Source organism: Marinobacter sp. G11 (genome assembly GCF_021282325.1).
GTDB lineage: Bacteria > Pseudomonadota > Gammaproteobacteria > Pseudomonadales > Oleiphilaceae > Marinobacter > Marinobacter vinifirmus.
This window is the reverse complement of sequence record NZ_JAJSPB010000017.1, coordinates 36,260-62,858: the sequence shown is the minus strand read 5'-3', so window position 1 is coordinate 62,858 and position 26,599 is coordinate 36,260. Positions and strand designations below refer to the sequence as shown.

At 59.7% G+C, this 26,599-nt stretch carries 25 protein-coding genes; 11 read left to right on the top strand and 14 right to left on the bottom strand.

Features of this window, described 5'->3' with window-relative positions; genetic code table 11:
* Positions 1–3 precede the first annotated feature (3 nt).
* A complete protein-coding gene (gene cls / locus LWH94_RS12060) occupies positions 4–1,440 on the bottom strand; it encodes a cardiolipin synthase (protein ID WP_232902371.1) in 1,437 nt (478 codons plus the stop codon).
* Positions 1,437–2,477 carry an AraC family transcriptional regulator gene (locus LWH94_RS12055; protein WP_232902370.1) on the bottom strand — a complete coding sequence of 347 codons (1,041 nt, stop codon included), beginning with the start codon at positions 2,475–2,477 and terminating at the stop codon, positions 1,437–1,439. Before LWH94_RS12055 ends, cls begins: the two co-directional genes overlap by 4 nt.
* 371 nt (positions 2,478–2,848) lie before the next feature.
* Here LWH94_RS12055 and LWH94_RS12050 point away from each other — a divergent pair, with 371 nt between their 5' ends.
* The 4 genes from LWH94_RS12050 to LWH94_RS12035 all read left to right on the top strand — a co-directional run bounded on the left by LWH94_RS12050 (position 2,849) and on the right by LWH94_RS12035 (position 6,386).
* Positions 2,849–3,640: an alpha/beta fold hydrolase gene (locus LWH94_RS12050; RefSeq protein WP_232902369.1), complete on the top strand. Its 792-nt coding sequence runs from the start codon at positions 2,849–2,851 to the stop codon at positions 3,638–3,640.
* A 91-nt stretch (positions 3,641–3,731) separates the two neighbouring features.
* Complete coding sequence (locus LWH94_RS12045; protein ID WP_232902382.1) at positions 3,732–4,817, top strand: SMP-30/gluconolactonase/LRE family protein; 1,086 nt, start codon at positions 3,732–3,734, stop codon at positions 4,815–4,817.
* 32 nt (positions 4,818–4,849) lie between these two features.
* Entirely contained in the window at positions 4,850–5,320 is a 471-nt protein-coding gene (locus LWH94_RS12040) for an acyl-CoA thioesterase (protein WP_199456878.1), read from the top strand.
* Between the two features lie 85 nt (positions 5,321–5,405).
* Complete coding sequence (locus tag LWH94_RS12035) at positions 5,406–6,386, top strand: NADP-dependent oxidoreductase (protein WP_022987571.1); 981 nt, start codon at positions 5,406–5,408, stop codon at positions 6,384–6,386.
* 27 nt (positions 6,387–6,413) lie between these two features.
* Here the strand turns inward: LWH94_RS12035 and LWH94_RS12030 are convergent, their stop codons facing one another.
* The 3 genes from LWH94_RS12030 to LWH94_RS12020 form a co-directional block, all read right to left on the bottom strand.
* Positions 6,414–8,279 carry a cation:proton antiporter gene (locus tag LWH94_RS12030; RefSeq protein WP_232902368.1) on the bottom strand — a complete coding sequence of 622 codons (1,866 nt, stop codon included), beginning with the start codon at positions 8,277–8,279 and terminating at the stop codon, positions 6,414–6,416.
* A 21-nt stretch (positions 8,280–8,300) separates the two neighbouring features.
* Positions 8,301–9,107 carry a tRNA cyclic N6-threonylcarbamoyladenosine(37) synthase TcdA gene (gene tcdA / locus LWH94_RS12025; RefSeq protein ID WP_232902367.1) on the bottom strand — a complete coding sequence of 269 codons (807 nt, stop codon included), beginning with the start codon at positions 9,105–9,107 and terminating at the stop codon, positions 8,301–8,303.
* A gap of 139 nt (positions 9,108–9,246) precedes the next feature.
* Positions 9,247–10,518, bottom strand: coding sequence for a hypothetical protein (locus LWH94_RS12020; RefSeq protein WP_232902366.1), 1,272 nt, complete (start codon positions 10,516–10,518; stop codon positions 9,247–9,249).
* 233 nt (positions 10,519–10,751) lie between these two features.
* On the opposite strand from LWH94_RS12020, the gene LWH94_RS12015 reads away from it, so the two are divergent.
* A complete protein-coding gene (locus tag LWH94_RS12015; RefSeq protein ID WP_232902365.1) occupies positions 10,752–11,909 on the top strand; it encodes a helix-turn-helix transcriptional regulator in 1,158 nt (385 codons plus the stop codon).
* A 199-nt stretch (positions 11,910–12,108) separates the two neighbouring features.
* Here the strand turns inward: LWH94_RS12015 and LWH94_RS12010 are convergent, their stop codons facing one another.
* Positions 12,109–13,884 (bottom strand): acyl-CoA dehydrogenase C-terminal domain-containing protein, encoded by a 1,776-nt coding sequence (locus LWH94_RS12010; protein ID WP_232902364.1) that lies wholly within the window; start codon positions 13,882–13,884, stop codon positions 12,109–12,111.
* Between the two features lie 209 nt (positions 13,885–14,093).
* Between LWH94_RS12010 and LWH94_RS12005 the strand changes: the two genes are divergently transcribed.
* Positions 14,094–14,831: an SDR family oxidoreductase gene (locus LWH94_RS12005; RefSeq protein ID WP_232902363.1), complete on the top strand. Its 738-nt coding sequence runs from the start codon at positions 14,094–14,096 to the stop codon at positions 14,829–14,831.
* 43 nt (positions 14,832–14,874) lie between these two features.
* Here LWH94_RS12005 and LWH94_RS12000 read toward each other — a convergent pair whose 3' ends face one another.
* The 3 genes from LWH94_RS12000 to speA form a co-directional block, all read right to left on the bottom strand.
* Positions 14,875–15,513, bottom strand: coding sequence for a ChrR family anti-sigma-E factor (locus tag LWH94_RS12000; RefSeq protein WP_232902362.1), 639 nt, complete (start codon positions 15,511–15,513; stop codon positions 14,875–14,877).
* Positions 15,510–16,112, bottom strand: a complete 603-nt coding sequence (locus LWH94_RS11995) for a sigma-70 family RNA polymerase sigma factor (protein ID WP_232902361.1) — start codon at positions 16,110–16,112, stop codon at positions 15,510–15,512. Before LWH94_RS11995 ends, LWH94_RS12000 begins: the two co-directional genes overlap by 4 nt.
* 136 nt (positions 16,113–16,248) lie before the next feature.
* Positions 16,249–18,159 carry a biosynthetic arginine decarboxylase gene (speA, locus tag LWH94_RS11990; protein WP_232902360.1) on the bottom strand — a complete coding sequence of 637 codons (1,911 nt, stop codon included), beginning with the start codon at positions 18,157–18,159 and terminating at the stop codon, positions 16,249–16,251.
* Positions 18,160–18,298: 139 nt separating this feature from the next.
* Between speA and speE the strand changes: the two genes are divergently transcribed.
* Both speE and LWH94_RS11980 read left to right on the top strand, forming a co-directional pair.
* The gene (gene speE, locus LWH94_RS11985; protein WP_058339934.1) at positions 18,299–19,180 is read left to right on the top strand and encodes a polyamine aminopropyltransferase; all 882 of its coding nucleotides are present in this window, start codon (positions 18,299–18,301) and stop codon (positions 19,178–19,180) included.
* Between the two features lie 92 nt (positions 19,181–19,272).
* Positions 19,273–19,467 (top strand): DUF6316 family protein, encoded by a 195-nt coding sequence (locus LWH94_RS11980; RefSeq protein WP_022987581.1) that lies wholly within the window; start codon positions 19,273–19,275, stop codon positions 19,465–19,467.
* 72 nt (positions 19,468–19,539) lie between these two features.
* Here LWH94_RS11980 and LWH94_RS11975 read toward each other — a convergent pair whose 3' ends face one another.
* On the bottom strand, positions 19,540–20,811 hold the full coding sequence (locus LWH94_RS11975; protein ID WP_232902359.1) for an ammonium transporter: 1,272 nt from the start codon (positions 20,809–20,811) through the stop codon (positions 19,540–19,542).
* Between the two features lie 73 nt (positions 20,812–20,884).
* Complete coding sequence (glnK, locus tag LWH94_RS11970) at positions 20,885–21,223, bottom strand: P-II family nitrogen regulator (RefSeq protein WP_011784068.1); 339 nt, start codon at positions 21,221–21,223, stop codon at positions 20,885–20,887.
* A gap of 350 nt (positions 21,224–21,573) precedes the next feature.
* Between glnK and LWH94_RS11965 the strand changes: the two genes are divergently transcribed.
* The 3 genes from LWH94_RS11965 (at position 21,574) to trmB (ending at position 24,262) form a co-directional block, all read left to right on the top strand.
* Complete coding sequence (locus LWH94_RS11965) at positions 21,574–21,825, top strand: accessory factor UbiK family protein (protein WP_022987582.1); 252 nt, start codon at positions 21,574–21,576, stop codon at positions 21,823–21,825.
* 84 nt (positions 21,826–21,909) lie between these two features.
* Positions 21,910–23,439, top strand: a complete 1,530-nt coding sequence (locus tag LWH94_RS11960; protein WP_232902358.1) for a YifB family Mg chelatase-like AAA ATPase — start codon at positions 21,910–21,912, stop codon at positions 23,437–23,439.
* A gap of 97 nt (positions 23,440–23,536) precedes the next feature.
* Positions 23,537–24,262: a tRNA (guanosine(46)-N7)-methyltransferase TrmB gene (gene trmB, locus LWH94_RS11955; RefSeq protein ID WP_232902357.1), complete on the top strand. Its 726-nt coding sequence runs from the start codon at positions 23,537–23,539 to the stop codon at positions 24,260–24,262.
* Between the two features lie 33 nt (positions 24,263–24,295).
* On the opposite strand, the gene LWH94_RS11950 is transcribed toward trmB, so the two are convergent.
* The 3 genes from LWH94_RS11950 to rdgB are packed head-to-tail and all read right to left on the bottom strand — an operon-like array spanning position 24,296 to position 26,599.
* Complete coding sequence (locus LWH94_RS11950) at positions 24,296–24,847, bottom strand: hypothetical protein (RefSeq protein ID WP_232902356.1); 552 nt, start codon at positions 24,845–24,847, stop codon at positions 24,296–24,298.
* Complete coding sequence (gene hemW / locus LWH94_RS11945) at positions 24,847–25,995, bottom strand: radical SAM family heme chaperone HemW (RefSeq protein WP_232902355.1); 1,149 nt, start codon at positions 25,993–25,995, stop codon at positions 24,847–24,849. The genes LWH94_RS11950 and hemW overlap by 1 nt, the downstream gene beginning before the upstream one ends.
* 4 nt (positions 25,996–25,999) lie before the next feature.
* The gene (gene rdgB, locus LWH94_RS11940; protein ID WP_022987587.1) at positions 26,000–26,599 is read right to left on the bottom strand and encodes an RdgB/HAM1 family non-canonical purine NTP pyrophosphatase; all 600 of its coding nucleotides are present in this window, start codon (positions 26,597–26,599) and stop codon (positions 26,000–26,002) included.

Genomic DNA, 26,599 nt, shown 5'->3' with positions numbered 1-26,599 from the left:
AGTTCAAAGAAGCGGTGCCAGCAACCGTACGGCACGACAGCCCAGGCGGAACGGAAGTGAGCGGTCCTGGTAGTCGCTTTCGGTCATCAGCCGGCACTGTTTCAGGTCGTCTTCCAGCATCTGCTCTACCTGCCCGATGAACTCCGGGTGGGTGTTAATGGCCATGATCTCGAAGTTCAGGCGCATGGAGCGGTTATCCATGTTGGCGGTGCCCAGGGCTGCATAGCGGTCGTCCACCAGTACCACCTTCTGGTGCATGAAGCCCGGCTGGTAACGATAGATGCCGATGCCGGCCTGGCTGGCCTGCACCAGGTAGGAATAGGCCGCTACCCGGATCAGCGGGCTGTCGGATTTCTCCGGAATCAGGATGCGTACATCCACGCCACGCAGTGCCGCCAGCTGCAGCGCGTTCATGATCTGGAAATCCGGCACGAAGTAGGGCGAGGCGATCCACAGGCGGGTTCGGGCGTTGTTGATGCAGTTCAGGAAAAACAGGGTGCAGGTTTCCCAGGTGTCGGCCGGGCCGGAGGGCAGTACCAGCACTTCCTGCTGCCCCGGAGGTGGCTCTGCCGGCGACCATTCCAGCTCGGGGCGGTCGTTGCTGGCCCAGTTCCAGTCTTCCAGCCAGGCCAGTTGCAGGCCGATGACCGCCGGCCCTTCGATACGGCAGTGGGTATCCCGCCAGGGTTCCTGATCCATGGCAGTTCCCAGGTATTCGTCGCCCAGGTTGATGCCACCGACAAAGCCGGTGTGGCCGTCACACACCAGCAGCTTGCGATGGTTGCGGAAGTTGATCTGGAAGCGCCGGCGGCGGATGTTGCCGTCGCCAAAGGAGGCAACCCGTGCGCCGGCGGCGCTCAGTTCGTTGAGCCAGCGGCGGGACAGGGAAACGCTGCCGATGTCATCGTACAGAAACCACACCGACACACCTTCCGCCAGCTTGCGCTCCAGGATTTCCTTGATCCGGTGGCCCACCTTATCGGAGCGCACCATGTAAAACTCCAGCAGGATGTAGTGGGTGGCCTGCTCCATGGCTTCGAACAGGGCCTCGAAGGTGGCCTCGCCATCCCGCAGCAGTGTGCAGCGGTTACCGCTGGTAAACGGCTGCCGGCTGAGTTTGCACAGCACCTGCAGTTCATCGCTGAAGTGCCGGTCGCCGGGCTTGGCAATCGACGTACTCTGGTTCTCAAAGGTATCCAGCAGGTCAGACAAATCCTTGTTGCCCATGCGTCGGGCCTTTACGTAGCCGCCAAAGCGGATACGCCCGAACAGCAGGAACGCAGGCACGGCCAGGTAGGGCAGGCCCAGCAGGGCAATGATCCAGGCAATGGCGCCCTGGGAGGTACGGTAGGTCAGCAGAATGCGATAGATGCAGGCGATGGCTGCCAGGTACAGCAATGCCAAGGGGATGGCGAGCCAGGACAGGGTATCACCGGTCATGCGCTTGCCTCCTGGTGCCTGGCCCGGTATTGCGCGGGGGCCATGCCGGTCCAGCGCTTGAAGGCGCGGCTGAAGGCGCTGAGTTCGGAGAACCCGAGCAGGAAAGCAATTTCGCCCAGGGCATATTGATCGTCGGCAACATAGCGCAGCGCCTTGTCTTTGCGGACCTGTTCCACCAGGTCGTGGAAGCTCAGGCCTTCTTTTTTCAGCCTGCGGTACAGGGTTTGCCGGCTCATGTGGCATTGCCTGGCCAGGGTGTCGGCGTCAATGCGATCGGTCGACATTTGCCGGGAGATCAGCCGGCGTACTTTGCGGCTGAACGAACGGCGGGTTTGCAGCCGGGCCAGCACGGCGTTTACCTGTTTCAGTACCGCCGAATACACATAGGGGTTGCGGTGCGGAATGCGGTGCCTCAGGTGCTTGCTGGCAAAGGCCATGCGGGTAATGCCACAGCCGAACAGCACCTGGCCGCCGAACAGTTTCTGGTATTCCGCGGCGTAATCCGGTTCCGGATGGGCAATTTCCACCCAGTCTGCCTCGATGCCCCGATGAATAAAGTGCCGGGTGCGGCACAGGGCGGCGGCCAGGGTGCGGTCCATGTCCTGCCGGCAGTAGTGGGCCGGGTTATCCGGTTGCCAGGTCAGAATGGCCTGCTCCGGCGTCTGCTCGAAGCTGAGCGTCACCGATTCGTTGATCAGCCGGTGCAGCCTTACGTACTGGACAACGGCTTCCCCCAGAGTGTCGCAATTGAAGAATACATGGCCTACCAGCCCCATGCGTTCCGGATCGATCACTTGTCCCGCGTGCAGGCCCACGCCCGGGTCTGCGGTCAGCTGCTCGGCCAGTTCCCATAGCTGGTAGTGAATGCTGGCGGGAATGCGCAGGTCCGGGTCATCCAGTTCTTCCAGACGCACCCCTGCGATGTCTTCCGCCCGGGCACGGTCCAGCAGGCCCCGCTTTTCGAGGTAATGCACCAGCGCAAGGGTGCTGGAGGCCGCCACATGGGGCGTTGTTGCTGGATCCGCTTGGGGATGCATGGTGTTCGCTGGCTCCGCGGTTCGGTTCAGGCTGATACAAAATGTCAAACGATTGGCACAGCTGGTCAACGGGTATCAACACCTTAAACGATAGCATGTGTGGCATCAGGTTGAAGTAGCCATAACGCCAATTGGAGGTGTTGTATGACACAGGAAATCTTTGTTCCCCGTACCCAGAGCGAGCGCGAAAACATCGTGGCGCTGGCTGAATATCTGGACAGCATCTTCTATTGCTGATTTCTCAGTCGTAATGTCTGTGACCATTTAGCCGGGCCTTTGCCCGGCTTTTTTCTGCCTGAATTTTCCCTTGCCCCGTGCACTGGCGGTGGTAGTGTATCCGGTTCATTCAGATAACCGGAGGTTGCCTGCGTATGGGCGTTGAACTGAATCACCGTATTTCCGGCCAGGGAGAGCCGCTGATCCTGTTGCACGGATTGTTCGGATCCCTCGAGAACCTGGGCGGCATTGCCCGCCGGCTGGAAGATAACTGGCAGATTCACGCGCTGGACGAGCGCAACCACGGTAGTTCTCCCCACAGCGATGAAATGAACTATCCGGCCATGGCCGCCGATATCATCGCCTACATGGATGCCCAGGGGCTGGACCAGGCCACTATTCTGGGCCACTCAATGGGTGGAAAGGTGGCCATGCAGGTGGCCCTGAGTTATCCGCAGCGGGTGAAAGCCATCATCGTGGCGGACATTGCCCCGGTGACCTACCACCCCCGCCATGACGACATCCTCGAAGGTATGAAAAGCCTCGACCTGAACGGGGTCAAATCCCGCAAACAGGCAGACGAGCGGCTGGCAGAATTCGTGGAAATCCCCGGTGTGCGCCAGTTCCTGCTCAAGAACCTGGAGCGTATTCCGGCCGAAGAACAGACCGACAGCGATATCATCTTCCGCTGGCGCCTGAACCTGCCGGTAATTGATGCCCATTACCAAAACCTGGCGGACGCACCGGAGGGTGATGGCCCGTTTGAAGGGCCGGTGCTCTTTATCAAGGGCGCAGACTCCGCCTACATCCAGGAAAAACACCAGGACACCATCCGCCGCTTGTTTCCGAACGCCGAACTGAAAATTATCGAAGGCACCGGCCATTGGCTGCACGCCGAAAAAGCCGATACCTTCGCCACCCTGTGCCGGCGGTTTCTGGAGCAGTAAGGTGTGACGCGGCCATTGCCGGCAACCGGTGGATGTCTGCTAAGGTGAGTGGTCCCAAACGAAGAATCATAAAACGGATCGGGCGTGCATGATGAAATGGTTACTGGCCGGACTATTGGTGCTCTTTGTGTTGGTGGGCAGCTTTCTGCTGACACCATCCCCTGTCGACAGCAAGGCCTGGGAGCCGCCCGAGCCTCCGGCCCTGACCGGAATCCTGGCGCCTAATAACCAGCTGCGACAGGCCGATCTGCTGGCCCGGGGCCAGGTGTACGGCCCGGAAGACACCACGGTGGATGCCAACGGCGTGCTCTATACCGGCACCCAGGACGGCAAAATCGTTCGGGTATTTCCTGACGGCCGGGTGGAAACCTGGCTGCAGACCGAAGGCCGGCCACTGGGCATGGTGTTTGACCGCCAGGGTAACCTGATTGTGGCGGATGCCTGGAAGGGCTTGCTGTCGATAGCGCCGGACGGTGAGATTACCGTGCTCACCCGGGAGGCGGAAGGCACACCGTTCCGGTTCACCGACGATGTGGTTGTCGCCACGGATGGTCGTATCTACTTTACCGATGCCAGCTCCCGCTTCCGCCAGCCGGATTACATCCTGGACCTGCTGGAAATGCGGCCCCACGGTCGCTTGCTGCGCTACAACCCGAAAACCCGCAGAACCGAAGTACTGCTGCGTAACCTGTATTTTGCCAATGGCGTGGCGGTATCTCCGGATGGTGACTACCTGCTGGTAAACGAAACCTGGAAATACCGCATCCTGAAATACTGGATCAACGGCCCGAAAGCCGGCCGTACCGAAGTGTTTGCAGACAACCTGCCCGGTTTCCCGGACAACCTGGCCGTGGATGAACGGGGCCGTTACTGGGTTGCCTTCCCGACCCTGCGTAACCCCCAGGTAGACGCCATGCACCGCCGGCCCTGGATGAAGAACCTGGTTGCTCGCCTGCCTGCCGGCTTCCAGCCCGAGCCGGAGGAATACGGCCTGGTAGTGGCCTTTGATGACCGCGGCCGTATGCTCACCAGCCTGCACGACACGACCGGCAGCCATTTGCAGGAAATCACCTCGGTGAACCCGCACAACGGCTTTCTATACTTTGGTTCACTTCACAATGACCGCATCGGCCGGCTACCTTTGCAGGCTATTTCCGGTCTGGGGGAGCAGCCTTGAGCGATGAAACAGCCTTGAGCGATGAAACAGCCATGAGTGAGTCACAAGCACACAACTGGGATCTGCCGGATCCGTTCATCCTGCCCATCACCGTGCGGGAAGAAGACACCGACCGCCTCGGCCACGCCAATAACGTGGTATACGTGCGCTGGATGGAAGACGTCAGCTGGGCCCACATCGAAAGCCTGGGGATGACCTGGGCCCTGCACGAAGAAACCGGCAAGGCCATGGCCATCACCCACACCGAGGTGGATTACCTGTTGTCTGCCAATGCCGGCGACGAGCTGGTGCTGGGTACCTGGCTGACGGACTGGGACGGCCGGTTCCGCTCGGCCCGTCAGTTCCAGCTGATTCGCGTGGCCGATGGCAAGACCCTGCTGCGGGGGCTTTCAACCCATGCCTGCGTGGATATGAAGAGCCAGCGGCCGTCCCGGGCACCGAAAGCCTTTGCCGAAATCCTCTCCGGTGCCCTGGTGCCGGGTGGTCGTGGTTTGCCCCTATAAAGCCCGCCGGGTGAAATTCTGCTAGTCTGAAGCTGAAACTGCGCGCCTGTTCAGGCGCTTGACTCATTGTTGTCTGGAGACACCCATGGAATCCTCTGAAGCAACTGACGCTGTGCCGATGCGCCACGTGGTCTATGACCGGTTTGGGGGCAGTGATGTTCTGCAGGTAACGGAGTCTCCGGTACCTGTGCCCGCCGGAGGCGAAGTGTTGATTCGAGTCCACGGCGCCGGCCTGAACCCCATCGACTGGAAAACCCGCAAAGGCCTGGGTTTTGTCGCCACGCAGATCGAAGGCCGTATGCCGTGGACCCCGGGCTACGATGCCGCCGGTGAAGTCGTGGCCGTGGCTGATGACGTGACCACCCTGGCACCCGGGGACCGGGTGATGGGCATGATCGGCTTTGCCGAATCTGGCGGGGCCTATGCCCAGTATGCCGTGGCCCGGGCTGACGAACTGGCCATCGTGCCGGAAGAGCTGGACCTGGTTACCGCAGGGGGCGTGCCGCTGGCGGCGCTGACGGCCTGGCAGGCGTTGTTTGAAGTGGCCGGGCTGGAGTCCGGGCAGAAGATTTTGATCCACGCCGGGGCTGGAGGCGTTGGCCACTTTGCCGTGCAGTTCGCCCTGGAACGCGGTGCCCATGTGATTGCCACGGCGTCTGCGAGTAACCGGGATTTCCTGGCCGAGTTGGGCGTGCATGAAGTGATTGATTACCACACCACCGACATTGCGGACGAGTGCTATGGACTGGACGTGGTGCTGGATTTGATCGGTGGTGAAACCGGCAAGCGGTCATTGCAGACCCTGTCGGAATCCGGTGTGCTGGTGACCATTCCCACGGTGACTGCCGATGAGGTGGTCAGTGCCGCGGAAGCCATGGGCGTGAGGGCCCACGGCATGAAAACCCGGCCGGACGTTTTCCACCTGGAAGAAATTGCCGAGCTGATCGAAGATGGCGATGTGCGGGTGCATGTTGACCGGGTATTCCCGCTCGAGCAGGCCCGCGACGCCCACGACCTGCTGGAAGCAGGCCACGTGCGGGGCAAGCTGGTGCTCGACTGCCGCTGATCTGTCCCCGCTGGATGCAGCAGGCCCTCAGGCCTGCTGCTCTCCGTTGCTGGCGGGCTTCTGGTCGTCGGTATCGGATGCCCGCTCTTTCCGTTCCTTCTGGGGCTGTGGTGGCACCAGGCTGATCAGAACCCAGTCGTCTTCCGGTTCCAGGTCATCCATCGCTTTCACCGGATGGATGTGTTCCCGCCCGTCCATCACAAACAGCACCAGGGCTTCGTTCTGGTACTGGTTCAGGAACTGCTCGTAACTGAACTCCTCGCTCAGCTGGGTGGTCTTCACCGTATAGCCCTGGCTCACCAGGCTGGCCAGCTTGGCATAGCTCACACCGTCAAACAGGCCCCGGGTCTGCTGCACCTTGCCGGCGGTTTGCAGGCGGGCGCGCTGGTCCTGGTCGCCTTCCGTCAACCCGAATACCGAGTGCTCCCCGAACCAGTCCAGGAAGTGATAAGTGGCCAGGCTGTTCATCTGTTTGTACGGCGACAGGATCAGCAGGTTGCCGATGCCGGTCAGGTCCATATGTTTCGCAGCATGTTCCGAGGCCGGGTTGCCGAAATACACCGGCAGGTTCTCCATGCGGGCCTGGCGCACGTTTTCCCAGTTGGTATCGGTCAGCATGGCCGGAATTTCGTGTTTTTTCAGGGCTTGGGCAATCAGGCGGGCTACCGGGTTGGCACCCAGAATCAGGAAGCCATGGGCGGGTGGCTCCTGTACGCCCAGCAGCTTGGCGACCGGGCGTGCCGTCAGGCTCTGGATCACCACCGTGGTAATGATCAGCATGAACACCAAGGGCACCAGCACGCCGGCGCTCTCATAGCCGATCCGTTCCAGCTGGAAAGCGAACAGGGCGGAGACAGCAGCTGCCACGATACCCCGGGGTGCAATCCAGCTCAGGTAAAGTTTGTCTCGCCAGGTGAGGGACGTACCGATGGCCGACAGAAAGATACTGGCAGGCCGGGCCACCAGCATCAGGCAGGCCAGCACTGCTACCAGGCCCCAGCCCAGGTCGGCAATGGCGGTAAATTCTACCCGGGCGGCCAGGATGATAAACAGGGCCGAGATCAGCAGTACGCTGAGGGATTCCTTGAACTCCAGGATGCTTTCGATCGGCACCTGTTTCATGTTGGCCATCCAGATGCCCATCACAGTCACGGTCAACAGGCCGGACTCATGGGCCATCTCGTTGGAAATGGCAAACACGCCGAGCATGAAGGTCAGGGTGCCGGCATTGTGCAGGTACTGGGGAATCCAGTGCTTGCGAAGCACCAGGCCATTCAGGTAACCGGCAGCCGCACCGATCAGGAAACCCACCAGCAGGGTTTTGCCAAAAATATACAGGGAGTGGCTGAAGACATTGCCCTGGCCCCAGGACACAATTCCTTCGAATACCAGTACGGCCAGCAGGGCGCCGACCGGGTCAATGATAATGCCTTCCCAGGTCAGGATATTGGCCAGCTTGGAGGTGGGCCGCACCGCCCGTAGCAGCGGTGCAATCACCGTTGGCCCGGTCACCACGGAAATGGCACCAAACAGCAGGGACACTTCCCAGGACACCTCCAGGATCCAGCGGGCGGCCAGGGTGCCGATAATGCAGGTAACAATGGTGCCGACCGGGATCAGGTTGCGCACCATCTTGCCGTGGCCTTTGATTTCCTCGTACCGGAGCGTCAGGCTGCCTTCGAACAGAATGATGGCCACCGCCAGCGAAATCATCGGAAACAGGATATCGCCAAAGATATCTTCCGGATGCAGAAAGCCCGTCACCGGGCCGGCGATGATGCCGCCAGCGAGCAGAAACAGGATGGCCGGCATACGAACCCGCCAGGCAGCCCATTGGCAAATCAGGGAGGTAACGCCGATACCTGCGAGGATCAGGGTGGTGCTAATGGCCATAAGCGGGTTCCGGTTGGTTAATTAAAGATTGGCTTTGCGTGCAATTCTGTTCAGCAGCCGGGACGCGGCAAAGAATCCGAAGCTGGCGGTTACCGGGCTGGCGGCGCCAAAACCCGAGGCACAATCCAGCCTTACCGGGCCGTCTGTCGCCGGCTTCTGCAGGCACACTTCGCCATCGGCCGCCGGATAAGTGAGCTGCTCCAGAGAGTATACGGCCTCAATGCCAAAACGCCGCTTGGGATTTCGCGAAAAGCCGTATTCCCGACGCAGCATATTACGAACCTTGGCCAGCAATGGATCCTGGGTGGTCTTGCTCAGGTCCGCCACCTGGATCTGGGTCGGGTCCATCTGGCCCCCGGCACCGCCGGCACAGACAATCGGAATCTTGCGCCTCTGGCAGTGGGCAATCAGCGCCGCCTTGGCTTTCACGCTGTCGATAGCATCCACCACCCCGGTCATGTCTTCGGTAATCAGTTCGGCCACGTTTTTAGTGGTCAGGAACCCGAAGTGCACCCGGATATCCGCCTGGGGATTGATGGCCCGCAGCCGCTCAGCCATGGCATCGGTCTTGGTGCGGCCATACTGGCCCTGCAATGCGTGCAGCTGGCGGTTGGTGTTGGAGACACAGATGTCGTCCATATCAATCAGCGTGATGGTACCAATGCCACTGCGAACCAGGGATTCTGCCGCCCAGGAACCAACGCCGCCGAGGCCGACAATGGCGATGTGGGCATTGCGGAAAGCGTTCAGGGCCTTGCGGCCATAGAGGCGCTCTATGCCGCCGAAGCGGAAAGCGTAGTCGTCGGTCGGCTGATTCATTGCGCTCATTGGTTGCTCGTGCTGATCTGATGGCTTGCGCTGGGGGAGTAAAGGATGAATTGTAACGCAGCTTTCGGTGGGAACTACAGGAAAGGAGGACGAACTCCGGTTGGAGTTCGTCCGTATTCAGCAGAGCTCTAACTCGGGGTTAAAGTCGCTTGAAGGTAAGATTTTCGGTTGTACCTCCCTCGGTGACAGTAAGCGTCAAGGTATTTCCACTGACCGAACCTTTGAGATCTGCAGAGCCCACAAAGTCTGACAGGCCCGCATCGGTATTGGTGTCGACAATAATGTTGCTGGGGCTGATCACCTTGGTATTTGTATCGTAGCTGTAACTTCCTACCTCAGCGCCGTTGCCTTCTGCGGGACCATCTTTCAAGTATTCCGCTTGAATGTAGGTGCCGTTATCCAGGAAGGCCAGCAAGAGGACTTCTTGCTCCGCGGGATTTGTCTCCTCATGGATCCAGGTTCCTACAAGCCCGTCCGATTGGATCCTTTCGACCGGGATTGTTTCGGGTACTGTCGCTCCGTTCTCGTAGACACTCAAAACGGCATCGCCATCAACGGATAGCTCAACGCGTTCATTGGCGTCTGTGGGGAACAGTCCGATGCTGCCGTTTTCATTAAAGAAATTGTCAGTTGCAGTAAGAACCCCACTTTCATCCAGGTTGAAAGTGCCAAATTCCATACCTTCCTCGGTTTCGTCTTGCAGTTCCTTTTCTTCAACCTGTACGTAGGTGTTATTGCTGGCATCGAAAGCAAGGAATATGACGTTTCCTCCTCCGTTGCTGGTGTCTAAAGTCCACCCCCCGGTTATCGAGGTTTCATTCGTAAAAGAGACACTCTCGTCTTCAAGGGTGCCCTCAAGGTGGGCCTTGGCCTCTTCCGCACTGATCAGTGCAGTAGCGGTCGTATCCTGGCCGCCATTCTGAATTAGCGTGACGACAGCAGAAGAGTTCTCGAAATCGGCTGCCGGAATGCCGAAATCAACTTGTGTCGCATTGTTTTTGGCGGTGTCACTGATTGCAATGCCATTGCTTGGGTCGCCATCCGTATCAAGGGTTTGAAGCAACCTGGCGATGTTTACCACGGTATCGTTTGAAGTATCCGTAGTGCCTGCTATATCGAGCGGTGTAACAACACCCGCAGCAGGAACCGGCGGGAATTCCAGGTCACCGATGAAGAAGGTAACCTCTTCTCCCGCTTCGTATTCATACTCGCCGCTAGCATTGGTGACACCTTCCTTTGTTGCCGTGCGATATCCAATATTGCCCACCGGGCTATCGACGAACACTCCGGTTTCCGCAGTAGAGTCTGCTGTAGTGGGTGTACTCCCACCACCACTACTTCCTCCACATCCCGCAAGACCAACGACTGAAGAGACTGCTGCGGCCAACGCCAGTTTTTTAAAACCGTTCATAACAACTCCTTGATTCAACAAAGTACCCTGGCTCGCCCTGTGAACCAGGCTCTGCCCGAAGGCTCCCTGAGGAAGGGTTCTTTGAGATATAGCAAGGGGAGTTGAGGGGCGCCCCACCCGTTTGGGGAGTCCGGGGCAGTGATTTGTATGAAATGTGTAACTATGAGCAGTTGGAATATTTCTGAAACCTAAACTAAGTTGCGTAGTAAACAACGATATAAGAGTGGTCTGCTGTGCATTTCTCCGACCGGGAAACCTTTTTTAACCACGACTTCCATGAACTGATTGGCCTGATCTACGATTCGGTCACCTCGGAGCAGGGGTTCTTTCCGTTTCTGAGCAGGTTTGTTCAGGTGTTTAACGGCCACAGTGCATCATTTGCGATCTACGACACTGCGGCAAACTCTCTTCTCGGTACCTGGACCGTGAATATTCCCGAAGAGGCTCTGCGTTTCTATTCCGAGCATGTCTCCCATAGGGACGTACTGGTTGAAAAAGCGATATCGGTCAATCGCGAAGGTAACTGCAGGTTTGTCGCCAGTAACCTCGATCTTGGCCCGGATGTTAAGCGCTTGCGGCGCGATACCCGGGCAGGAGAGTGGCTGGAAAGCTACGGGGCTTGTGAAGCTGCCGGAGCGATTGCCTATATGGACGGGCATTACCTCAACTTTTTCGGAATGCAGCGTTCTCCTGATCAACCTGAATTCAGTTATGAAGAACTCAATGTCTTTGATGGATTCTTACCCCACCTGCATCGAGCTGTGGGCCTGTATACCCGGCTGATGCAGCGGCGGTGTGGTCCGGCGGTTGAGCGGTTGGTACTCGAGCGTGTCAATCGAGGCATCATCGTTTGTGATGCATCCTTCCGGGTGGCCTTCAGGAATGGCAAAGCGGATGACATCCTGAAACGCAACGCCGGTTTAAGGGTAAACAGTGATGGCATGCTGGTGGCCCATGGGAACGAGAGTGCGCGGCAGTTTGCCGTTCTCTTATCAGCTGCTGTTGAAGCGTCAATTGCCAGGCGGGAGCTTGATGACCAGGTTTTCAGCCTTGAACACGGGCAACAGCGCATCACGCTGGTGGTGACTCCCCTGCAGGGAACGGCTGAGGCAGGGAGCCTGGCGCAGGGGGCGCTCGTTACATTGCACGATTGGAGCTGGAGCAACGAAATCAGCGACGACCTGCTGAAGAGTCTGTTTGATCTGACGGATGCGGAAGCGGTGGTTGCGGCTGAGCTGGTTGGTGGCCAGAGCTTGTCGGATATTGCGCAAACCTCGGGGCGGTCACGGGAAACCGTGAAGTATCACCTAAACAATATATTCCGGAAAACCGGCACCCGTCGTCAGGGCGAGTTGGTGTCACTGTTGTCCCGGGCCTGCACCTCTGTTTGATTATCTGCCCACAAAAAAAGCCGCGCAGTGCGCGGCTTCAAGAAGGTACCAACCTCACAAGGAGGCGGGTTGGACTAGTTCAGAGACACTAATCAACGTATTCATTATTGACCGGAAACATGTCTTGATAAAGGTCATGAATGGACATTTACCGGTCATTTCCGGCCAGATTTTTGGTCTGGCCGGCATTTATGGCCCGTCAGGCCACCCAGTGCTCATCGGAAAGCGACATCAGGCTGTCCTTTCCGCTCTGGATGTCTTTCAGCAGCCAGTCGGTTTCCGGCATCAGCTTTTCGAAGTAGAAGCGGGCCGAGGCCTGCTTGCTTTCCAGCAATGGCTTGTTGCCTTCGCCGGCTTCGAGTTGCTGGCCGGCAACGCCCGCCATCCGTGACCAGAGGTAACCGATCACGGTCAGGGCCATCAACCGCAGGTACGGGGTGGCTGCGGCTCCGGCCTGCTCCGGGTCTTTCGGAGCGTTCTGGGCCAGCCACAGGGTGGCTTGTTCCAGGCCCTTGATGGCGCCTTTCAGTTCTTCCCGGTAGGGCGCTTCCGGGTTGTCCTTCAGGTAGCCGGTCAGCTCGGCAAACAGGGCGCGTACCAGCTGGCCGCCTTTCAGGGCCAGCTTGCGGCCCACCAGGTCCATGGCCTGGATGCCGTTGGTGCCTTCATAAATGCGGGCGATCCGGCCATCACGCACCAGTTGTTCCAGCGGCCAGTCCTGGGTAAAGCCGGAGCCGCCCAGCACCTGCTGGCCCCAGTTGGCGTTGTTGTAGCCTTCGTCGGTCAGGAAGGCTTTGACCACCGGTGTCAGTAACTGAACCAGGTCGTCGGCGTTTTCCCGCACGTGTTCGTCCGGGTGCGCCACTGACAGGTCCAGCTGGTGGCCGGTAAACAGGGCCAGCGCACGCATGCCTTCGTTCAGTACCTTCTGGCGCATCAGCATGCGGCGTACATCCGGATGTACGATGATCGGGTCTGCCGGGCCGTCGGGATTCTTCGGGCCACTCAGGGAGCGGCTTTGCAGGCGCTCTTTGGCGAAGGCCAGGCTTTCCTGGTAGGCCATTTCAGCCAGCCCCAGCCCCTGCATGCCTACCATCAGGCGGGCCTCATTCATCATGGTGAACATGGCGCGCATGCCCTTGTTGGGCTCGCCCACCAGCCAGCCCTTGGCGCCTTCGAAGTTCATCACGCAGGTGGCGGAACCCTTGATGCCCATCTTGTGCTCAAGGCCACCACAGAAGGCCGGGTTGCGCTCGCCGGAATCCGGCAGGAACTTGGGCACCACAAACAGGGAAATGCCCTTGGTGGTATCCGGTGCGCCCGGCAGCTTGGCCAGTACCAGGTGCACAATGTTGTCGACCAGGTCGTGTTCGCCGCCGGTAATCCAGATCTTGGTACCTTCGATGGCGTAGCTGCCGTCGTCGTTCGGGGTTGCCCTGGTGCGGATCAGGCCCAGATCGGTGCCGCACTGGGGCTCGGTCAGGCACATGGTGCCGGTCCACTCGCCGGAGATCAGTTTCTCCAGGTAGGTCTGCTTCAGCTCGTCGGAGCCGTGCGCATAAAGGGCGCTGATGGCGCCGTGGGTCAGGCCCGGATACATACCCAGCGACAGGTTGGTGGAGCACACCATTTCGTCTACCACGAATTTCAGGGTATGGGGCAGGCCCTGACCACCGAACTCGATGGGTGCGTCCAGTGCGGTCCAGCCACCTTCCACGAATTTATCGTAAGCGGCCTTGAAGCCGTCCGGGGTTTTGACCAGCTTGGTCTCCGGGTCGTAGCTGCAACCCTGGCGATCGCCAACCTGGTTGGTGGGCTGGATCACTTCCGCGGCCAGTTTGCCGGCTTCGTCGATCACCGCCGAGATCAGGTCGGGCGTGGCATCGGCGTATTTTTCCAGCTCGTGCAGCTTGTCTGCACCAAGCACATCAAACAGCAAAAAGCGAAGATCATTGGCAGGTGCCTGATATTGCATGGACTCTCTCCTGTTATCGGTGGGTAGCTCGGGCTACCGGTATTCGCCTTGCACGGTGGGTACAAAGTCGATGTGGTCATTCATACGGCTGTTTGAATGTTTTGGTTTGCTGCAGGCGAGCCCGATTGGATGGTTTTTTCGTATGGTTGGAATGAATCGGATTGATCACAACCTTCATCACAATTCTGATGACAACAGGGGAGAGTGGAATGGCAACCATCATTGCCGGTATATCAGGTGCAATTGGCCAGGCACTGGCCTTGAAGTATCTGGATGAGTTTCCGGAGCAACCGGTGATCGGTCTGTGCCGGAACCAGACCAAGGCAGCGGAAGCGATGGGGAAGCCGCCAGGACTGCACCTTCGGCCCTGGGATGCGGAGTCTGCAGTGCCGCTGGAGGTGGATGATGAACTGGCACAAACGCTGGTGGATTCCGGCGGCATTCGCCGGCTGATCTACGCCGCCGGGTTGTTGCACGATGACCGGATGTTTCCGGAAAAGCGCCTTGAGGACCTGGACGCAGACAATCTGGCCAGGGCCTTCCAGGTGAACTGTGTCGGGTTCGGGCTTCTGGTGCAGGCGTTGTCGCCCTGGTTCCGGGGGCCGCAGCTAACCCGTGTGGCCGCCATTTCAGCCAAGGTGGGATCCATCAGCGATAATCACCTGGGCGGCTGGTATGCCTATCGCTGCTCGAAAGCGGCGCTGAATATGCTGGTGAAAAACCTGTCGGTGGAGCTGCCCCGGCGTTATCGGCCTGTAGCCTGCGTGGCGCTGCATCCGGGAACCACCCGGTCGGGGCTGAGTGAGCCGTTCAGCCAGTCTCTGGCGAGCCTGACGGTGCACGAGCCTGAGGGCACGGCAGACAACCTGTTCCGGGTTATTGAAGCCTTGCAGGAGCAGGATAACGGCCGCTTTATCAGCTGGGATGGCAGCGACTTGCCTTGGTAAAAGCGGGGAAAAAGCCGCCGCAGACGGGCTGCGGCGGTAAAGGTCATCGAATAAACGGGTTCAAAAGGCGGGTAAAGGTGCCGGTAAGCTTCAGCGGTGCGCTCAGAACCGACAGGGTAATGCAGTCTTCGCAGCCGACGGCTACCGGTTTGTGTTCGTCTTCCTCGTTCAGCACGATGAAGTCCCACTGATTGAACACGCCCTTCTGGTCCGAGAAAGCACCCTGCAGCACGATGGTGGTTTCGGTACCACGGTGGGTGTGGGCCGGGGCCTTGCCACCTGCTACCAGTTTTTGCAGCACCACACGTTCGCCCTGGCCGGGGAACTTCTCGGTGATGTCCAGCACGCTGACATCACCCAGCTGCCGCTTCCACGGCAATTGGTTGATGTCGTCGCCCAGCAGTTTCTGCAACGGGCTCATGCGCGGTGCTTCTGCGATTGGGGAAACCGGCTCCGGCGCGCTGTCGATACGGGACATCAGCTGCTCGAAACTGGTATCAGACACACTGACTTTGGGCTGTTCAGCCATCATCACGGCGCCCAGGCTGTTCAGGGTGTCTACCCGGCTTCTGCAGTGAGCACACTGGTCCAGGTGCAAACGGATGCACAGGGCATGGGGCTCCGTGAGGTTGCCCGCACTGTACTCCATCAGGCTCAGGCTGTCGGGGTGGTGCCGTGTCATACGTTCTGGTCCTGCAAAATCACTTTAAGCTTGTTCAATGCCAGGCGTACCCGGCTTTTAACGGTACCCAGCGGGATATCGAGCTCGTCTGCCACCATCTGGTGCGATTTGTGCTCCATGTATACCTTGGCAATCACGGTAATCTGCTCTTCCGGTAACTGGCTGAGGGATTCGCGAATGCGCCGCTCAGACATCAGACGATGAAGGGAGGTTACCGGTTCATTTTCGTTTTCGCCGGGAATCTGCCACAAATCTTCGGTTTCCACGGCCATTTCGGCGCTGGTCCGCTGCATTTTGCGCAGCATGTCGATGCGCTGGTTACGGGCGATGGTGAAAATCCAGGTAGACGCGGCTGCCTTCTTCCAGTCGTACAGGCACGAGCGGCGCCAGATCGAAATAAAGACTTCCTGAACCAGCTCCTCGGCGTGGCTGGCCAGGCCGTTGGAGATGGCGTAGTACTTGATCTGTGGTGCAAAGTGCTCGAACAGGGCGTGATACGCGGCCCGATCCTGGCTCTTGCCGACTTTTTCCAGCAGGGCTCCCCACGGGTCCTTGCTGCGGCCCTCGCCTTTGGCGGGTTGCTTATCCAGTGTCGTCACCGGACGCTCCTTGACGGTCGCATGATTTGAGCTGGCTAATCTAATCATTCTATGCACTCACCACAGTGTTGTCAGTGAGTGTTTTTACGCCAGCCCGAAAGGTTCGGATTGCTCCGGGCGAAATTAATGCTGAAAGTTATTCTTCCAGGTAGGTGTAGCCTTCCAGACCTGCGGTCAGCTCATCCAGCAGCTGTTGCTGAAGGCCGGGTTCGAGAGTGCTGGCCCGGAATTTTTCCCGGTAGGCCTGCAACAGTGTGTCCGGCTCGAAGTTTACATAGCGCAGCACCTTGGCCACGGTATCACCGGTGATGGGTTTGCCGATCCGGTAGTTCCCTTGTTCGTCCAGCCGCACATCCACCGAATGGGTGTCGCCGAACAGGTTGTGCATGTCGCCCAGAATTTCCTGGTAGGCACCGGTCATGAAAAAGCCCATCAGCAGTGGCTCATCCGGATTATGTTCCGGCAGGGGCAGGGTGGTTTCGATGCCCTGTCCATCCACGTACTGGTCGATGCGGCCATCGGAGTCACAGGTAATGTCCTGGATAACCGCCCGCCGGTTCAGGGGCCGGTTCAGGCCGTTGATCGGCATCACCGGGAAGATCTGGTCGATGCCCCACACGTCTGGCAGGGACTGGAACAGGGAGAAGTTTACGAACAGCTTCTCGGCCAGTTTTTCGTTCAGTTCGTCGATGATTTCCCGGTGCGCACGGTTGGCACTGTCCAGCTGGCCGCGCAGTAGGCGGCAGCAACTGGTGTACAGGGTTTCTGCCTCGGCCCGTTCCTGCAGTGACAACAGGCCATGGGCGAACTGGGCATGGACGTCGGTCATGGCGTGTAACACGTCGTGGTAGATCTCGGCCAGGGAGCGCGGCGAATTGTCGTCGTTCAGGCTTTCCAGGTCCCGCCACAGATCCTGCAGGGGCGCCGGTGCTTCCTCGGCGGGTGCTGCGGGTTCACGGTGGTCCGGTTCTTCCCGGTCGATCACGTTGGTCACCAGCACCGAATGGTGGGCGGTCAGGGCCCGGCCGGACTCGCTGATCAGATCCGGATGCGGCAAACCCTGGCGGTCGCATTCTGCCTGCAGTACGTGCACCACGTTGTAGGCGTATTCGAACACGGTGTAGTTCATGGAGCAGCTGCTGCGGGAACGGGTGCCTTCGTAGTCCACCCCCAGGCCGCCGCCGATATCCACGGTGCCGATGGGCGCGCCCAGGTGGCGCAATTCACTGTAAAACCGGGCGCATTCCTTCAGGCCGGTCTGGATGTCGCGGATGTTGGCAATCTGGGAACCCAGGTGGAAGTGCAGCAGCTGCAGGGTGTCCAGGGCGCCGGCCTGTTTCAGGGTGTGGACTACATCCAGCACCTGGCTGGCGGACAGGCCAAACTTGGATTTTTCGCCGCCGGTGTTCTGCCAGTTACCTTTGCCAATAGTCGCCAGCCGGGCCCGCACACCAATCAGCGGGGCCACATCGAGTTTTTTTGCTTCGTCCAGGATCAACGGCAGTTCGGACTGCTTCTCCACCACAATGAATACCCGGTGCCCCAGCTTCTGGCCGATCAGCGCCAGGCGGATGTATTCCCGGTCTTTGTAGCCGTTGCAGATAATCACCGAACCACTCTGGCGCGATAACGCCAGCACTGCCATCAGCTCCGGCTTGCTGCCGGCTTCCAGCCCCACCTGGTTGGCCGAGGCGGCCGGTTCGGCCGCCAGCAGTTCTTCCACCACCCGGCGCTGCTGGTTCACCTTGATGGGATACACCGCGGTGTAACGGCCCTGATAACCGTGCTCTTCGGTCACTTTGTTGAAGGCGCCACACAGTTTGTTGACCCGGTCGTGCAGGATATCGGTAAAGCGGATCAGCACCGGCAGGGCAATGCCGGCGTCGGCCAGCGAGGCGGTGAGGTCTGGCAGGTTAATGCTGGCCTCGCTCCGGCCGCGGTCTGGCCGGATTTCCACCTGGCCTTGCGGATTGACGGAGATATAGCCGTCGCTCCAGTGGGCGATGTTGTAAACCTTGTGGGCCGGCGATGCGGTGGTTTCAGCCATTGTTGCTATCCTGTCAGGAAACCCGGGGTGGCCGGCAAAGCGGCGTCAGGCTGCATTGTAGGAGCTGACCGCTGCCCCTACAATACGCCTCTTTTCAGATGCCCGGGCGCAATGCAGTGGCACACAGTGGGAGACAGACATGACAGCATTGAACGAAGGCTGGTTTACCGAGGTATTCCAGGACCAGGGCACCGCCTTTTCCCTGCAGGTTAAAGGTAAGCTTCACGAGGAACAGACCCCGTTCCAGAAGCTGGAAATCTACGAAACCGAAACCTTCGGCAACCTGATGGTGCTCGACGGCTGCGTGATGCTCACCACCCGGGACAACTTTCTGTACCACGAGATGATGACCCACCCGGCCCTGTTCACTCACAAAGACCCGAAAAAAGTGGTGATTGTGGGAGGTGGCGACTGTGGCACCCTGAAAGAAGTGCTCAAGCACCCGGGTGTGGAAGAAGCCTGGCAGGTGGAAATCGACGAGCGGGTAACGCGCATGTCGGAAAAATACTTCCCGGAGCTGTGTGAAGCTAATGGTGACCCCCGCGCCAATTTCTTCTTTGGTGACGGTATCCAGTGGATGCGGGACATCGAGCCCAACAGCATCGATGTGTTGATTATCGACAGTACCGACCCGGTCGGCCCGGCCGAAGGCCTGTTTGCCCTGGATTTCTATCGCGATGCCATGGCCGCGTTGCGCGATGGCGGCATCATCGTTCAGCAAAGCGAATCGCCGTTGTTACACACCGACAGCATCATCAAGGATATCCACACCGATATGCGCAAGGCCGGCTTCGGCCACGTGCAGACTTTGCCGTTCCCGCAGCCGGTTTATCCCACCGGCTGGTGGAGCTGCACCATGGGCAGCAAGGATAACCCGCTGAAGTATTTCCGCGAGGAAGACGCCAACAACCGCCCGTTCGTAACCCGTTACTACAACGCTGGTATTCACCACGGTGCCCTGGCCATGCCGCAGTTTATGGTGGATGCCCTGGAAGACGAGGTGCACCCGGAAGAGGGTTGATTAAAAATTGGACAGGCTCCGGGGTTGGTCTAAACTGGTTGCAATGGTCATCTAATGGCCAGTCTTCCGTTTAGCAGTCAGAAGGAGTTGTTATGGATGTCCGTAGCGGTGAACAGGAACGTCACTGGTTCCGGAGCGAGCGGTTTTCGTTGGTTAACGGGCAATGGTATTTCCAGACCCGTGAAGGCACCGTAGAAGGGCCTTTCGACGATGTCCGCGAAGCGGAAATGGAATTGCTGCTGTATCTTCGCCATGCCGAAGATGCCCTGTTTCAGGGGGTGGGTTAGTTCCGTCAATCATCCAGTAAAACAAGAGGGGCGCCAACCGGCGCCCCTCTTGCGTTTGGGTTTGCAGCGGGATTACTGCTTGCCGCTGACAAACTCCGGATAGGCTTCCATGCCACATTCTGCGAGGTCTACTCCTTCGTACTCTTCTTCCTCGGTTACCCGGATGCCCATGACCGCCTTCAGGATGCCCCAGACAGCCAGGCTGGCTACGAATACCCAGACAAAGATGGTCAGGGCGCCGATCAGCTGGCCGCTGAAGGTTACGTCGCCGTTGGTCACCGGTACCAGCAGCAGGCCAAGCAGACCGCACACACCGTGGGCAGAGATGGCGCCGACCGGGTCGTCGATGCGCAGCTTGTCCAGGGTCACGATACTCAGTACCACCAGGATACCGCCCAGTGCACCCCAGATAGTGGAGGTCAGTGCGCTGGGAGTGGACGGCTCGGCAGTTATCACCACCAGGCCGGCGATGGCGCCGTTCAGCAGCATGGTCAGGTCAGCCTTGCCGAACATCAGGCGTGCTGTCAGCAGGGCGGCAATGGCACCACCGGCGGCGGCAGCGTTGGTGTTCAGGAATACCATGGCTACGGAGTTGGCGCTGGCGATATCGCCCAGTTTCAGCACCGAGCCACCGTTGAAGCCGAACCAGCCCAGCCACAGGATGAAGGTACCCAGGGCAGCCAGCGGCATGTTCGCACCCGGGAAGGCGCGGATTTCGCCGTTGGGGCCGTACTTGCCTTTACGGGCACCCAGCAGGAGAACACCGGCCAGGGCAGCTGCAGCACCAGCCATGTGTACGATGCCGGAGCCGGCGAAGTCGCTGAAGCCCAGGTCGCCCAAGTTGTACAGGCCGAACACGTCTTTACCACCCCAGGTCCATGCCCCCTCAAGCGGGTAGATCACACCGGTCATGACCACCGCGAAGATCAGGAAGGCCCAGAGCTTCATACGCTCGGCAACCGCACCGGAGACGATGGACATGGCGGTAGCCACAAACACCACCTGGAAGAAGAAGTCTGCTGCACCGGAGTAGATAGAGCCGCCGGTAAAGCCGTCTTCACGGGTAGCGAAGTCACCCAGAACGCCGTCTACATCCACATCGGCAATGCCGGTGAGGAACACGTTGCCGCCATACATGATGGCGTATCCGCATACCATGTACATGGTGCAGGCAATGGCAAACAGGGCCACGTTCTTGGTCAGGATTTCGGTTGTGTTCTTGGCACGCACCAGGCCGGATTCGAGCATGGCAAAGCCAGCCGCCATCCACATAACTAATGCGCCGCACATGACAAAATAGAAGGTATCTATAGCGTACTGCAGGTGAAAGAGATTGGTTTCCATAGGAAGCCCTCCGCACAAGGCTCTTCAGGTTTATAGGTTTTTTGCGTTGGCTGATTCGGGGATCAGGCCGGGTTTACACCGCTTCTTCGCCGGTTTCGCCGGTCCGGATACGGATCGCCTGTTCCAGTTCGGTCACGAAGATCTTGCCGTCGCCAATCTTGCCGGTATTGGCAGCCTTGGTGATGGCTTCGATAACCTGGTCCAGCAGGTTGTCGCCGATGGCGATTTCAACCTTCACCTTGGGCAGGAAATCCACTACATATTCCGCGCCACGATAGAGTTCGGTGTGGCCTTTCTGCCGTCCGAAGCCTTTAACTTCAGTAACGGTTACGCCTTGAACGCCAATCTCGGATAGTGCCTCACGGACATCATCCAATTTGAAAGGCTTGATGATCGCTGTCACAAGTTTCATTGCTTTCTCCTTGGTAAATGCTGCCACCTCGCACATCAATTGTGCGGATTGCGTACGAGGTCTATAGCATCGGGTGTGCCAACGCAAAAAAGGTATTTGTTATCAATATGTTAAAAATACCTGGTTCCAGAATGGCGCAAGCGCCTGCACCGTTGTGGTGCGTGCTGCGGGGCTGCGGTCCAAAAATGCGCAGGCCCGGTGGCCATCCGGCGGCCATTATAATGCCGACCGGGTACAGTATGGCAGGGCCTGCGGTGTGATACACTCCCGCAAACCCGGTTACCCCATGGCCAATAGTCTGAATTGGCCGGCAATCCGATTTGAACGAAGTGTTATATGCGAGGTTTTCGATGAAAGGGCCACAGGATTTCTTTGCACAGTTGCAGGGCCAGTTTGGCCAGTTTGTTCCCGACATGGCCCGTGCCGCCCGGGAAGATTTTGAGACCCAGGCGCGGGCTACCGTTATGACCGTGCTGTCCCGCCTTGAGCTGGTGACCCGGGAAGAATTCGATGCCCAGCAGGCGGTGTTGATGAAAACCCGCGAAAAAGTCGAAGCGCTGGAAAAACGGGTAGCCGAACTGGAGCAGAAGCTGCAGTCGTAAATGAAACAGCCGGGCGCAGGATGCCTGCCCGGCGGCCCCGATTCGTAACCGGGGGCCATTTGTCTGTTACCAAGGAAGGTTGTCATGCTAGCTATTGTCCATTCCCGCGCCAGCATTGGCGTGTCTGCCCCTGCCGTTACCGTTGAAGTTCACCTGTCCGGTGGTTTGCCGGCGTTGTCGATTGTTGGCCTTCCTGAAACCGGTGTGCGGGAAAGCAAGGACCGGGTGCGCAGCGCGCTGCTCAATGCCGGGTTTGAATTCCCCGCCCGCCGTATCACCATAAACCTGGCCCCTGCAGACCTGCCCAAAGAAGGCGGCCGCTTCGACCTGCCCATTGCCCTGGGTATCCTGGCGGCCTCCGGCCAGGTTCCTGCCGAAAGCCTGAAAGACCTGGAGTGTATTGGCGAGTTGTCCCTTGATGGTGCGTTGCGGCCGCTCAAAGGGATATTGCCGGCGGTGCTGGCGGCCCGGGAGGCGGGGCGTTCACTGCTGCTGCCCCAGGACAATGCCGATGAAGCCGCGTTGGCCAGTAACGGCGATGTGCTGGCGGCCAGTCACCTGTTGACGGTGTGCGAGCATTTGTCGGGCCGGGCGCGGCTGGTACCGGTGCCCCGGGCAGAAGATCCTGAGCCGCAGGGGCCGTATACCGGCGCCGACCTGGCGGATGTCCGGGGCCAGCAGGTACCCAGGAGAGCGCTGGAAGTGGCCGCAGCCGGTGGTCATAACCTGCTGTTCTTCGGCCCGCCGGGCACCGGCAAAAGCATGCTGGCTAGCCGGCTTCCCGGCATTCTGCCCGCGCTTGATGATGCCGCGGCCATGGAAGTTGCCAGCGTGCATTCCGTTGCGGGTTTGCCGGTGAAGCCCGGTGGCTGGCGCCAGCCACCGTTCCGGGCGCCGCACCATACTGCCTCGGCGGTGGCCCTGGTGGGCGGAGGCAGCAGCCCGCGCCCCGGAGAAATCTCCCTGGCGCACCGGGGCGTATTGTTCCTGGACGAGCTTCCGGAATTTCAGCGGCGGGTACTGGAAGTACTGAGGGAACCGATGGAAAGCGGCGAGATTGCCATCAGCCGGGCTGCCCGGCAGGTAACCTTTCCTGCCCGGTTCCAGGTGGTTGCCGCCATGAATCCGTGCCCCTGCGGCTACAGCGGCCATCCCACCATTGAATGCCAGTGCGGGCCGGCGCAGGTGATGCGCTACCGCTCGAAGATCTCCGGCCCGTTGCTGGACCGCTTTGACTTGCATGTGGAGGTGCCGGTGCAGACCGGCGAGGTGCTGCTGGGCTCCGGTGAGGCAGGAGAAAGCAGTGCCAGCGTCCGGGAACGGGTGCTGAAAGCCCGGGCTGCGCAAACGGAGCGGGGGAGCCTGAATGCCGCCCTGGCAGGTAATCTGCTGCACCAGTCCTGCCAGCTGGATGCCGGCAGCGAAAAATTGTTGTCGGCCGCCATGGAGCGGCTGGGGCTTTCGGCCCGGGCCCTGCACCGGATTCTTCGGGTGGCCCGCACCCTGGCAGACCTGGACGGTGAGCGGGACATCGCCCGCAACCATCTGATGGAAGCCCTGGGCTACCGTCAGCTTGATCGCCAGCAGAATCAGGGCCCGGTGGTTTCAGTCTGAGCTTCACCTGTCCGGGAGCAGGTCTGGCCCCGCGGAGTCTGTTAAACTGTCGGCAATTTCCTGATAACACATCCGCGAAGGCGCGTGAGGATAACAGATGAGCGACCAGAACGACCCGAAGGACACTTCCGGCGAAAACCCGATTACCACCCGCCGTGGTGTGCGCAGTTTTGTACTGCGTCAGGGCCGGATGACCGAAGGCCAGAAAAAAGCCTTTGACCGCAGCTGGCCCAAGTACGGCCTGAGCCGCGACAACGGTATGATTGACCCCCGCGAGGTGTTCGGCCGCGACAACATGCTGAACCTGGAGATCGGCTTCGGTATGGGCAAGTCGCTGGCGGATATGGCCGAAGCCGCGCCAGAGCAGGATTTTATCGGCGTGGAAGTGCACCTGCCGGGCGTGGGCGCACTGCTTAAGGATGTGGAAGACCGTGGCCTGGAGAACGTGCGGGTCTACAACATCGACGCCAATGATGTGATCGACCTGTGCCTGCCGGATGCCTCCCTCGACCGGGTGATGATCTTCTTCCCGGATCCGTGGCACAAGAAAAAGCACCATAAGCGCCGGCTGATCCAGCCCGAGTTTATTCAGCGCATCCGTCACAAATTGCGGGTGGGTGGTGTGCTGCACCTGGCCACAGACTGGGAAAACTACGCGGAACACATGCTGGAAGTGATGAACGATTCCGAAGGCTTCGCCAACACCCAGGAGCAGGGTGGCTATTCTCCGCGCCCGGATGACCGCCCGATCACCAAGTTCGAGAAGCGTGGCGAGAAGCTCGGCCACGGCGTTTGGGACTTGCTGTTCTATCGCACCAACTGATCTGCTGCCCCGGCGCTTACTCAGCCACGCGGCTTAGCCAGGCTGGCTGAGGGGGTGCCGGCGCGCCGCCCGGATCACCACCAATCCCGCAATACCCAGCATCACTCCGGTAATCTTTACCAGCGCCAGGATCGCAGCGGAGCTGCTCATGGCATCGGTCGGCGTTGCGAGGTTATTCAGCAGCACCGAGTTTTCCGCTACGTCACACAACCCTGCAATTACAAACAGTACCCGCACCCAGCGCGCTACCTTGCGTTCCCGGATACCCGGCCGGTCCCGGGTAAAGTGCCGGGTCAGCTGAAGCAGGGCCGCGAGCCAGGCCACGGTGAACAGCAGCCCGAGCCACAGCGAGAGTTCTGCGAAAGCCAGGTTCTCCTGCCCCCAGCTCTGCAGTATGGCACCGCTTTGTTCAGCCGTTGCCGCCAACTGGAAGCTGAAAATGCCCTGGGGCGCGGCTTCGGTTTTCAGGGACTGGTTAAGCACCGCGATGACCAGAAACAGGCCGACGGCCAGCACCAGGGACGCCTTCATGGGCGAACGCATGGGTTTTACCGGCAGGAACGGTGGACGCTGTACGGTAACCATCAGAGAAATTGCTCCAGCAGGCTGTTCAGATACCTCTGCCCCTGCTCCGTTGCCTGAATCCGGTGCGGGGTCAACAAACCCTGTTTTCTTAATGATTCAAGTTGTACCGCAACCGTGCTCAGGGGTAAACCGGTTCGTTCATTGAACAGTTGCTCATCAGCCCCCTGTTTCAGGCGCAGGGCATTCATCATGAACTCCAGTGCCCGGTCTTCCGGCTCGATGGCTTCGGTGCCTGAAGTGCGGCTGCCGATCCGGTTCAGATAGGCGTCCGGCTGCCGGGTTTTCCAGTAACGAATGATGCGCCCGTCTTCGAGGCTGACCTTGCCGTGGGCACCTGCACCCAGGGCCAGGTAATCGCCGAACAACCAGTAATTCAGGTTATGGCGGCTTTCCCGGCCGGGCCGGGACCAGGCGGACACTTCATAGTCGGTGAAGCCGGCAGCATGCAGAAACTCCGAGCCCTGCTGGTAGATGGCCCAAAGCCGGTCGTCATCCGGCAGCGGTGGCGGCCGGGAGAAGAACTCGGTATTGGGCTCGATGGTCAGCTGGTACCAGGACAAGTGCGCAGGGTTGTGGCTCAGGGCCTCTCGCAAGTCGCCTATCGCCTGTTCCGGGGTCTGGCCCGGCAGGCCGTGCATCAGGTCGATATTGAAATTGTCGAAGCCGGCGGCCCGGGCTGCTGCGATGGCCTCGTGGGCGGCCTGGGCATTATGGATACGGCCCAGCGTTTTCAGGTGCTCCGGGTTGAAGCTCTGCACACCGATCGACAGCCGGTTAATGCCGGCTTCCCGAAAGCTCTCAAAGCGGCCGGCTTCCAGAGTGCCGGGGTTGGCCTCAAGGGTAATCTCGGCGTTGTCGCTGAAGTCCATACGCTGGCGTAAAGCCGTAAACAGCTGCTGGTAGAAGTCCCCGGTCACCAGTGACGGGGTGCCGCCACCGATAAACACGCTTTCGATGGGGCGGCTGCGCAGGTAGGCAAGGTCGGGCTCCAGGTCCTCCAGGATGGCCTGCAGGTACGCCGCTTCCGGGATATCGCCCCGGATGGCGTGGGAGTTGAAATCGCAGTAGGGGCACTTGCGCACGCACCAGGGTACGTGGATGTACAGGCTCAGGGGCGGGCAGACCGCCACGGGGGAGGTGGCGGTCATGCCGTCAGGCCTCCGCCTTTAACTGTTCCAGCAGGCTGGCCAGGGCGCGGCCACGGTGGCTGACACTGCCTTTCTGCTCCCGGGTCAGCTCGGCGGCGCTGCAGTCGAATTCGGGGGCGTAGAACACCGGATCGTAGCCAAAGCCGCCTTCACCGCGGGCCTCGGCCAGGATTCTGCCGGGCCAGCGGCCGTGGCAGATAACCGGAGTGGGATCGTCGGCGTGGCGCAGGTACACCAGCACACAGTGGAACTGGGCGCTGCGCTGTGCTTCCGGAACGTCTTTCAGGGCCGTCAGCAGGGCCTGCACGTTGTCGGCATCGGAAGCATTGGCGCCGGCATAGCGGGCAGAGCGCACACCGGGTTGGCCACCAAGGGCATCCACTGCCAGCCCGCTGTCATCCGCCAGTGCGGGCAAACCGGTTTCCCGGGCGGCATGGCGGGCTTTGAGAATGGCGTTCTCCACAAAGGTGACCGCCGGTTCTTCAGCTTCACCCACGCCCAGCGCGCCCTGGGCAACGGGCTCAAGCCCGAGTGGGCCGAGCAGGTCCGTCAGTTCGGCAATCTTGCCCTTGTTGTTACTGGCGATGACGAGTTTCTGTGACAT

Excerpts from the sequence above, each read along its gene's own strand:
- cls (WP_232902371.1), bottom strand. The coding sequence starts at position 1,440 with ATGACCGGTGATACCCTGTCCTGGCTCGCCATCCCCTTGGCATTGCTG.
- LWH94_RS12055 (WP_232902370.1), bottom strand. The coding sequence starts at position 2,477 with ATGCATCCCCAAGCGGATCCAGCAACAACGCCCCATGTGGCGGCCTCC.
- LWH94_RS12050 (WP_232902369.1), top strand. The coding sequence starts at position 2,849 with ATGGGCGTTGAACTGAATCACCGTATTTCCGGCCAGGGAGAGCCGCTG.
- LWH94_RS12045 (WP_232902382.1), top strand. The coding sequence starts at position 3,732 with ATGAAATGGTTACTGGCCGGACTATTGGTGCTCTTTGTGTTGGTGGGC.
- LWH94_RS12040 (WP_199456878.1), top strand. The coding sequence starts at position 4,850 with ATGAGTGAGTCACAAGCACACAACTGGGATCTGCCGGATCCGTTCATC.
- LWH94_RS12035 (WP_022987571.1), top strand. The coding sequence starts at position 5,406 with ATGGAATCCTCTGAAGCAACTGACGCTGTGCCGATGCGCCACGTGGTC.
- LWH94_RS12030 (WP_232902368.1), bottom strand. The coding sequence starts at position 8,279 with ATGGCCATTAGCACCACCCTGATCCTCGCAGGTATCGGCGTTACCTCC.
- tcdA (WP_232902367.1), bottom strand. The coding sequence starts at position 9,107 with ATGAGCGCAATGAATCAGCCGACCGACGACTACGCTTTCCGCTTCGGC.
- LWH94_RS12020 (WP_232902366.1), bottom strand. The coding sequence starts at position 10,518 with ATGAACGGTTTTAAAAAACTGGCGTTGGCCGCAGCAGTCTCTTCAGTC.
- LWH94_RS12010 (WP_232902364.1), bottom strand. The coding sequence starts at position 13,884 with ATGCAATATCAGGCACCTGCCAATGATCTTCGCTTTTTGCTGTTTGAT.
- LWH94_RS12005 (WP_232902363.1), top strand. The coding sequence starts at position 14,094 with ATGGCAACCATCATTGCCGGTATATCAGGTGCAATTGGCCAGGCACTG.
- LWH94_RS12000 (WP_232902362.1), bottom strand. The coding sequence starts at position 15,513 with ATGACACGGCACCACCCCGACAGCCTGAGCCTGATGGAGTACAGTGCG.
- speA (WP_232902360.1), bottom strand. The coding sequence starts at position 18,159 with ATGGCTGAAACCACCGCATCGCCGGCCCACAAGGTTTACAACATCGCC.
- speE (WP_058339934.1), top strand. The coding sequence starts at position 18,299 with ATGACAGCATTGAACGAAGGCTGGTTTACCGAGGTATTCCAGGACCAG.
- LWH94_RS11980 (WP_022987581.1), top strand. The coding sequence starts at position 19,273 with ATGGATGTCCGTAGCGGTGAACAGGAACGTCACTGGTTCCGGAGCGAG.
- LWH94_RS11975 (WP_232902359.1), bottom strand. The coding sequence starts at position 20,811 with ATGGAAACCAATCTCTTTCACCTGCAGTACGCTATAGATACCTTCTAT.
- glnK (WP_011784068.1), bottom strand. The coding sequence starts at position 21,223 with ATGAAACTTGTGACAGCGATCATCAAGCCTTTCAAATTGGATGATGTC.
- LWH94_RS11965 (WP_022987582.1), top strand. The coding sequence starts at position 21,574 with ATGAAAGGGCCACAGGATTTCTTTGCACAGTTGCAGGGCCAGTTTGGC.
- LWH94_RS11960 (WP_232902358.1), top strand. The coding sequence starts at position 21,910 with ATGCTAGCTATTGTCCATTCCCGCGCCAGCATTGGCGTGTCTGCCCCT.
- trmB (WP_232902357.1), top strand. The coding sequence starts at position 23,537 with ATGAGCGACCAGAACGACCCGAAGGACACTTCCGGCGAAAACCCGATT.
- LWH94_RS11950 (WP_232902356.1), bottom strand. The coding sequence starts at position 24,847 with ATGGTTACCGTACAGCGTCCACCGTTCCTGCCGGTAAAACCCATGCGT.
- hemW (WP_232902355.1), bottom strand. The coding sequence starts at position 25,995 with ATGACCGCCACCTCCCCCGTGGCGGTCTGCCCGCCCCTGAGCCTGTAC.
- rdgB (WP_022987587.1), bottom strand. The coding sequence starts at position 26,599 with ATGTCACAGAAACTCGTCATCGCCAGTAACAACAAGGGCAAGATTGCC.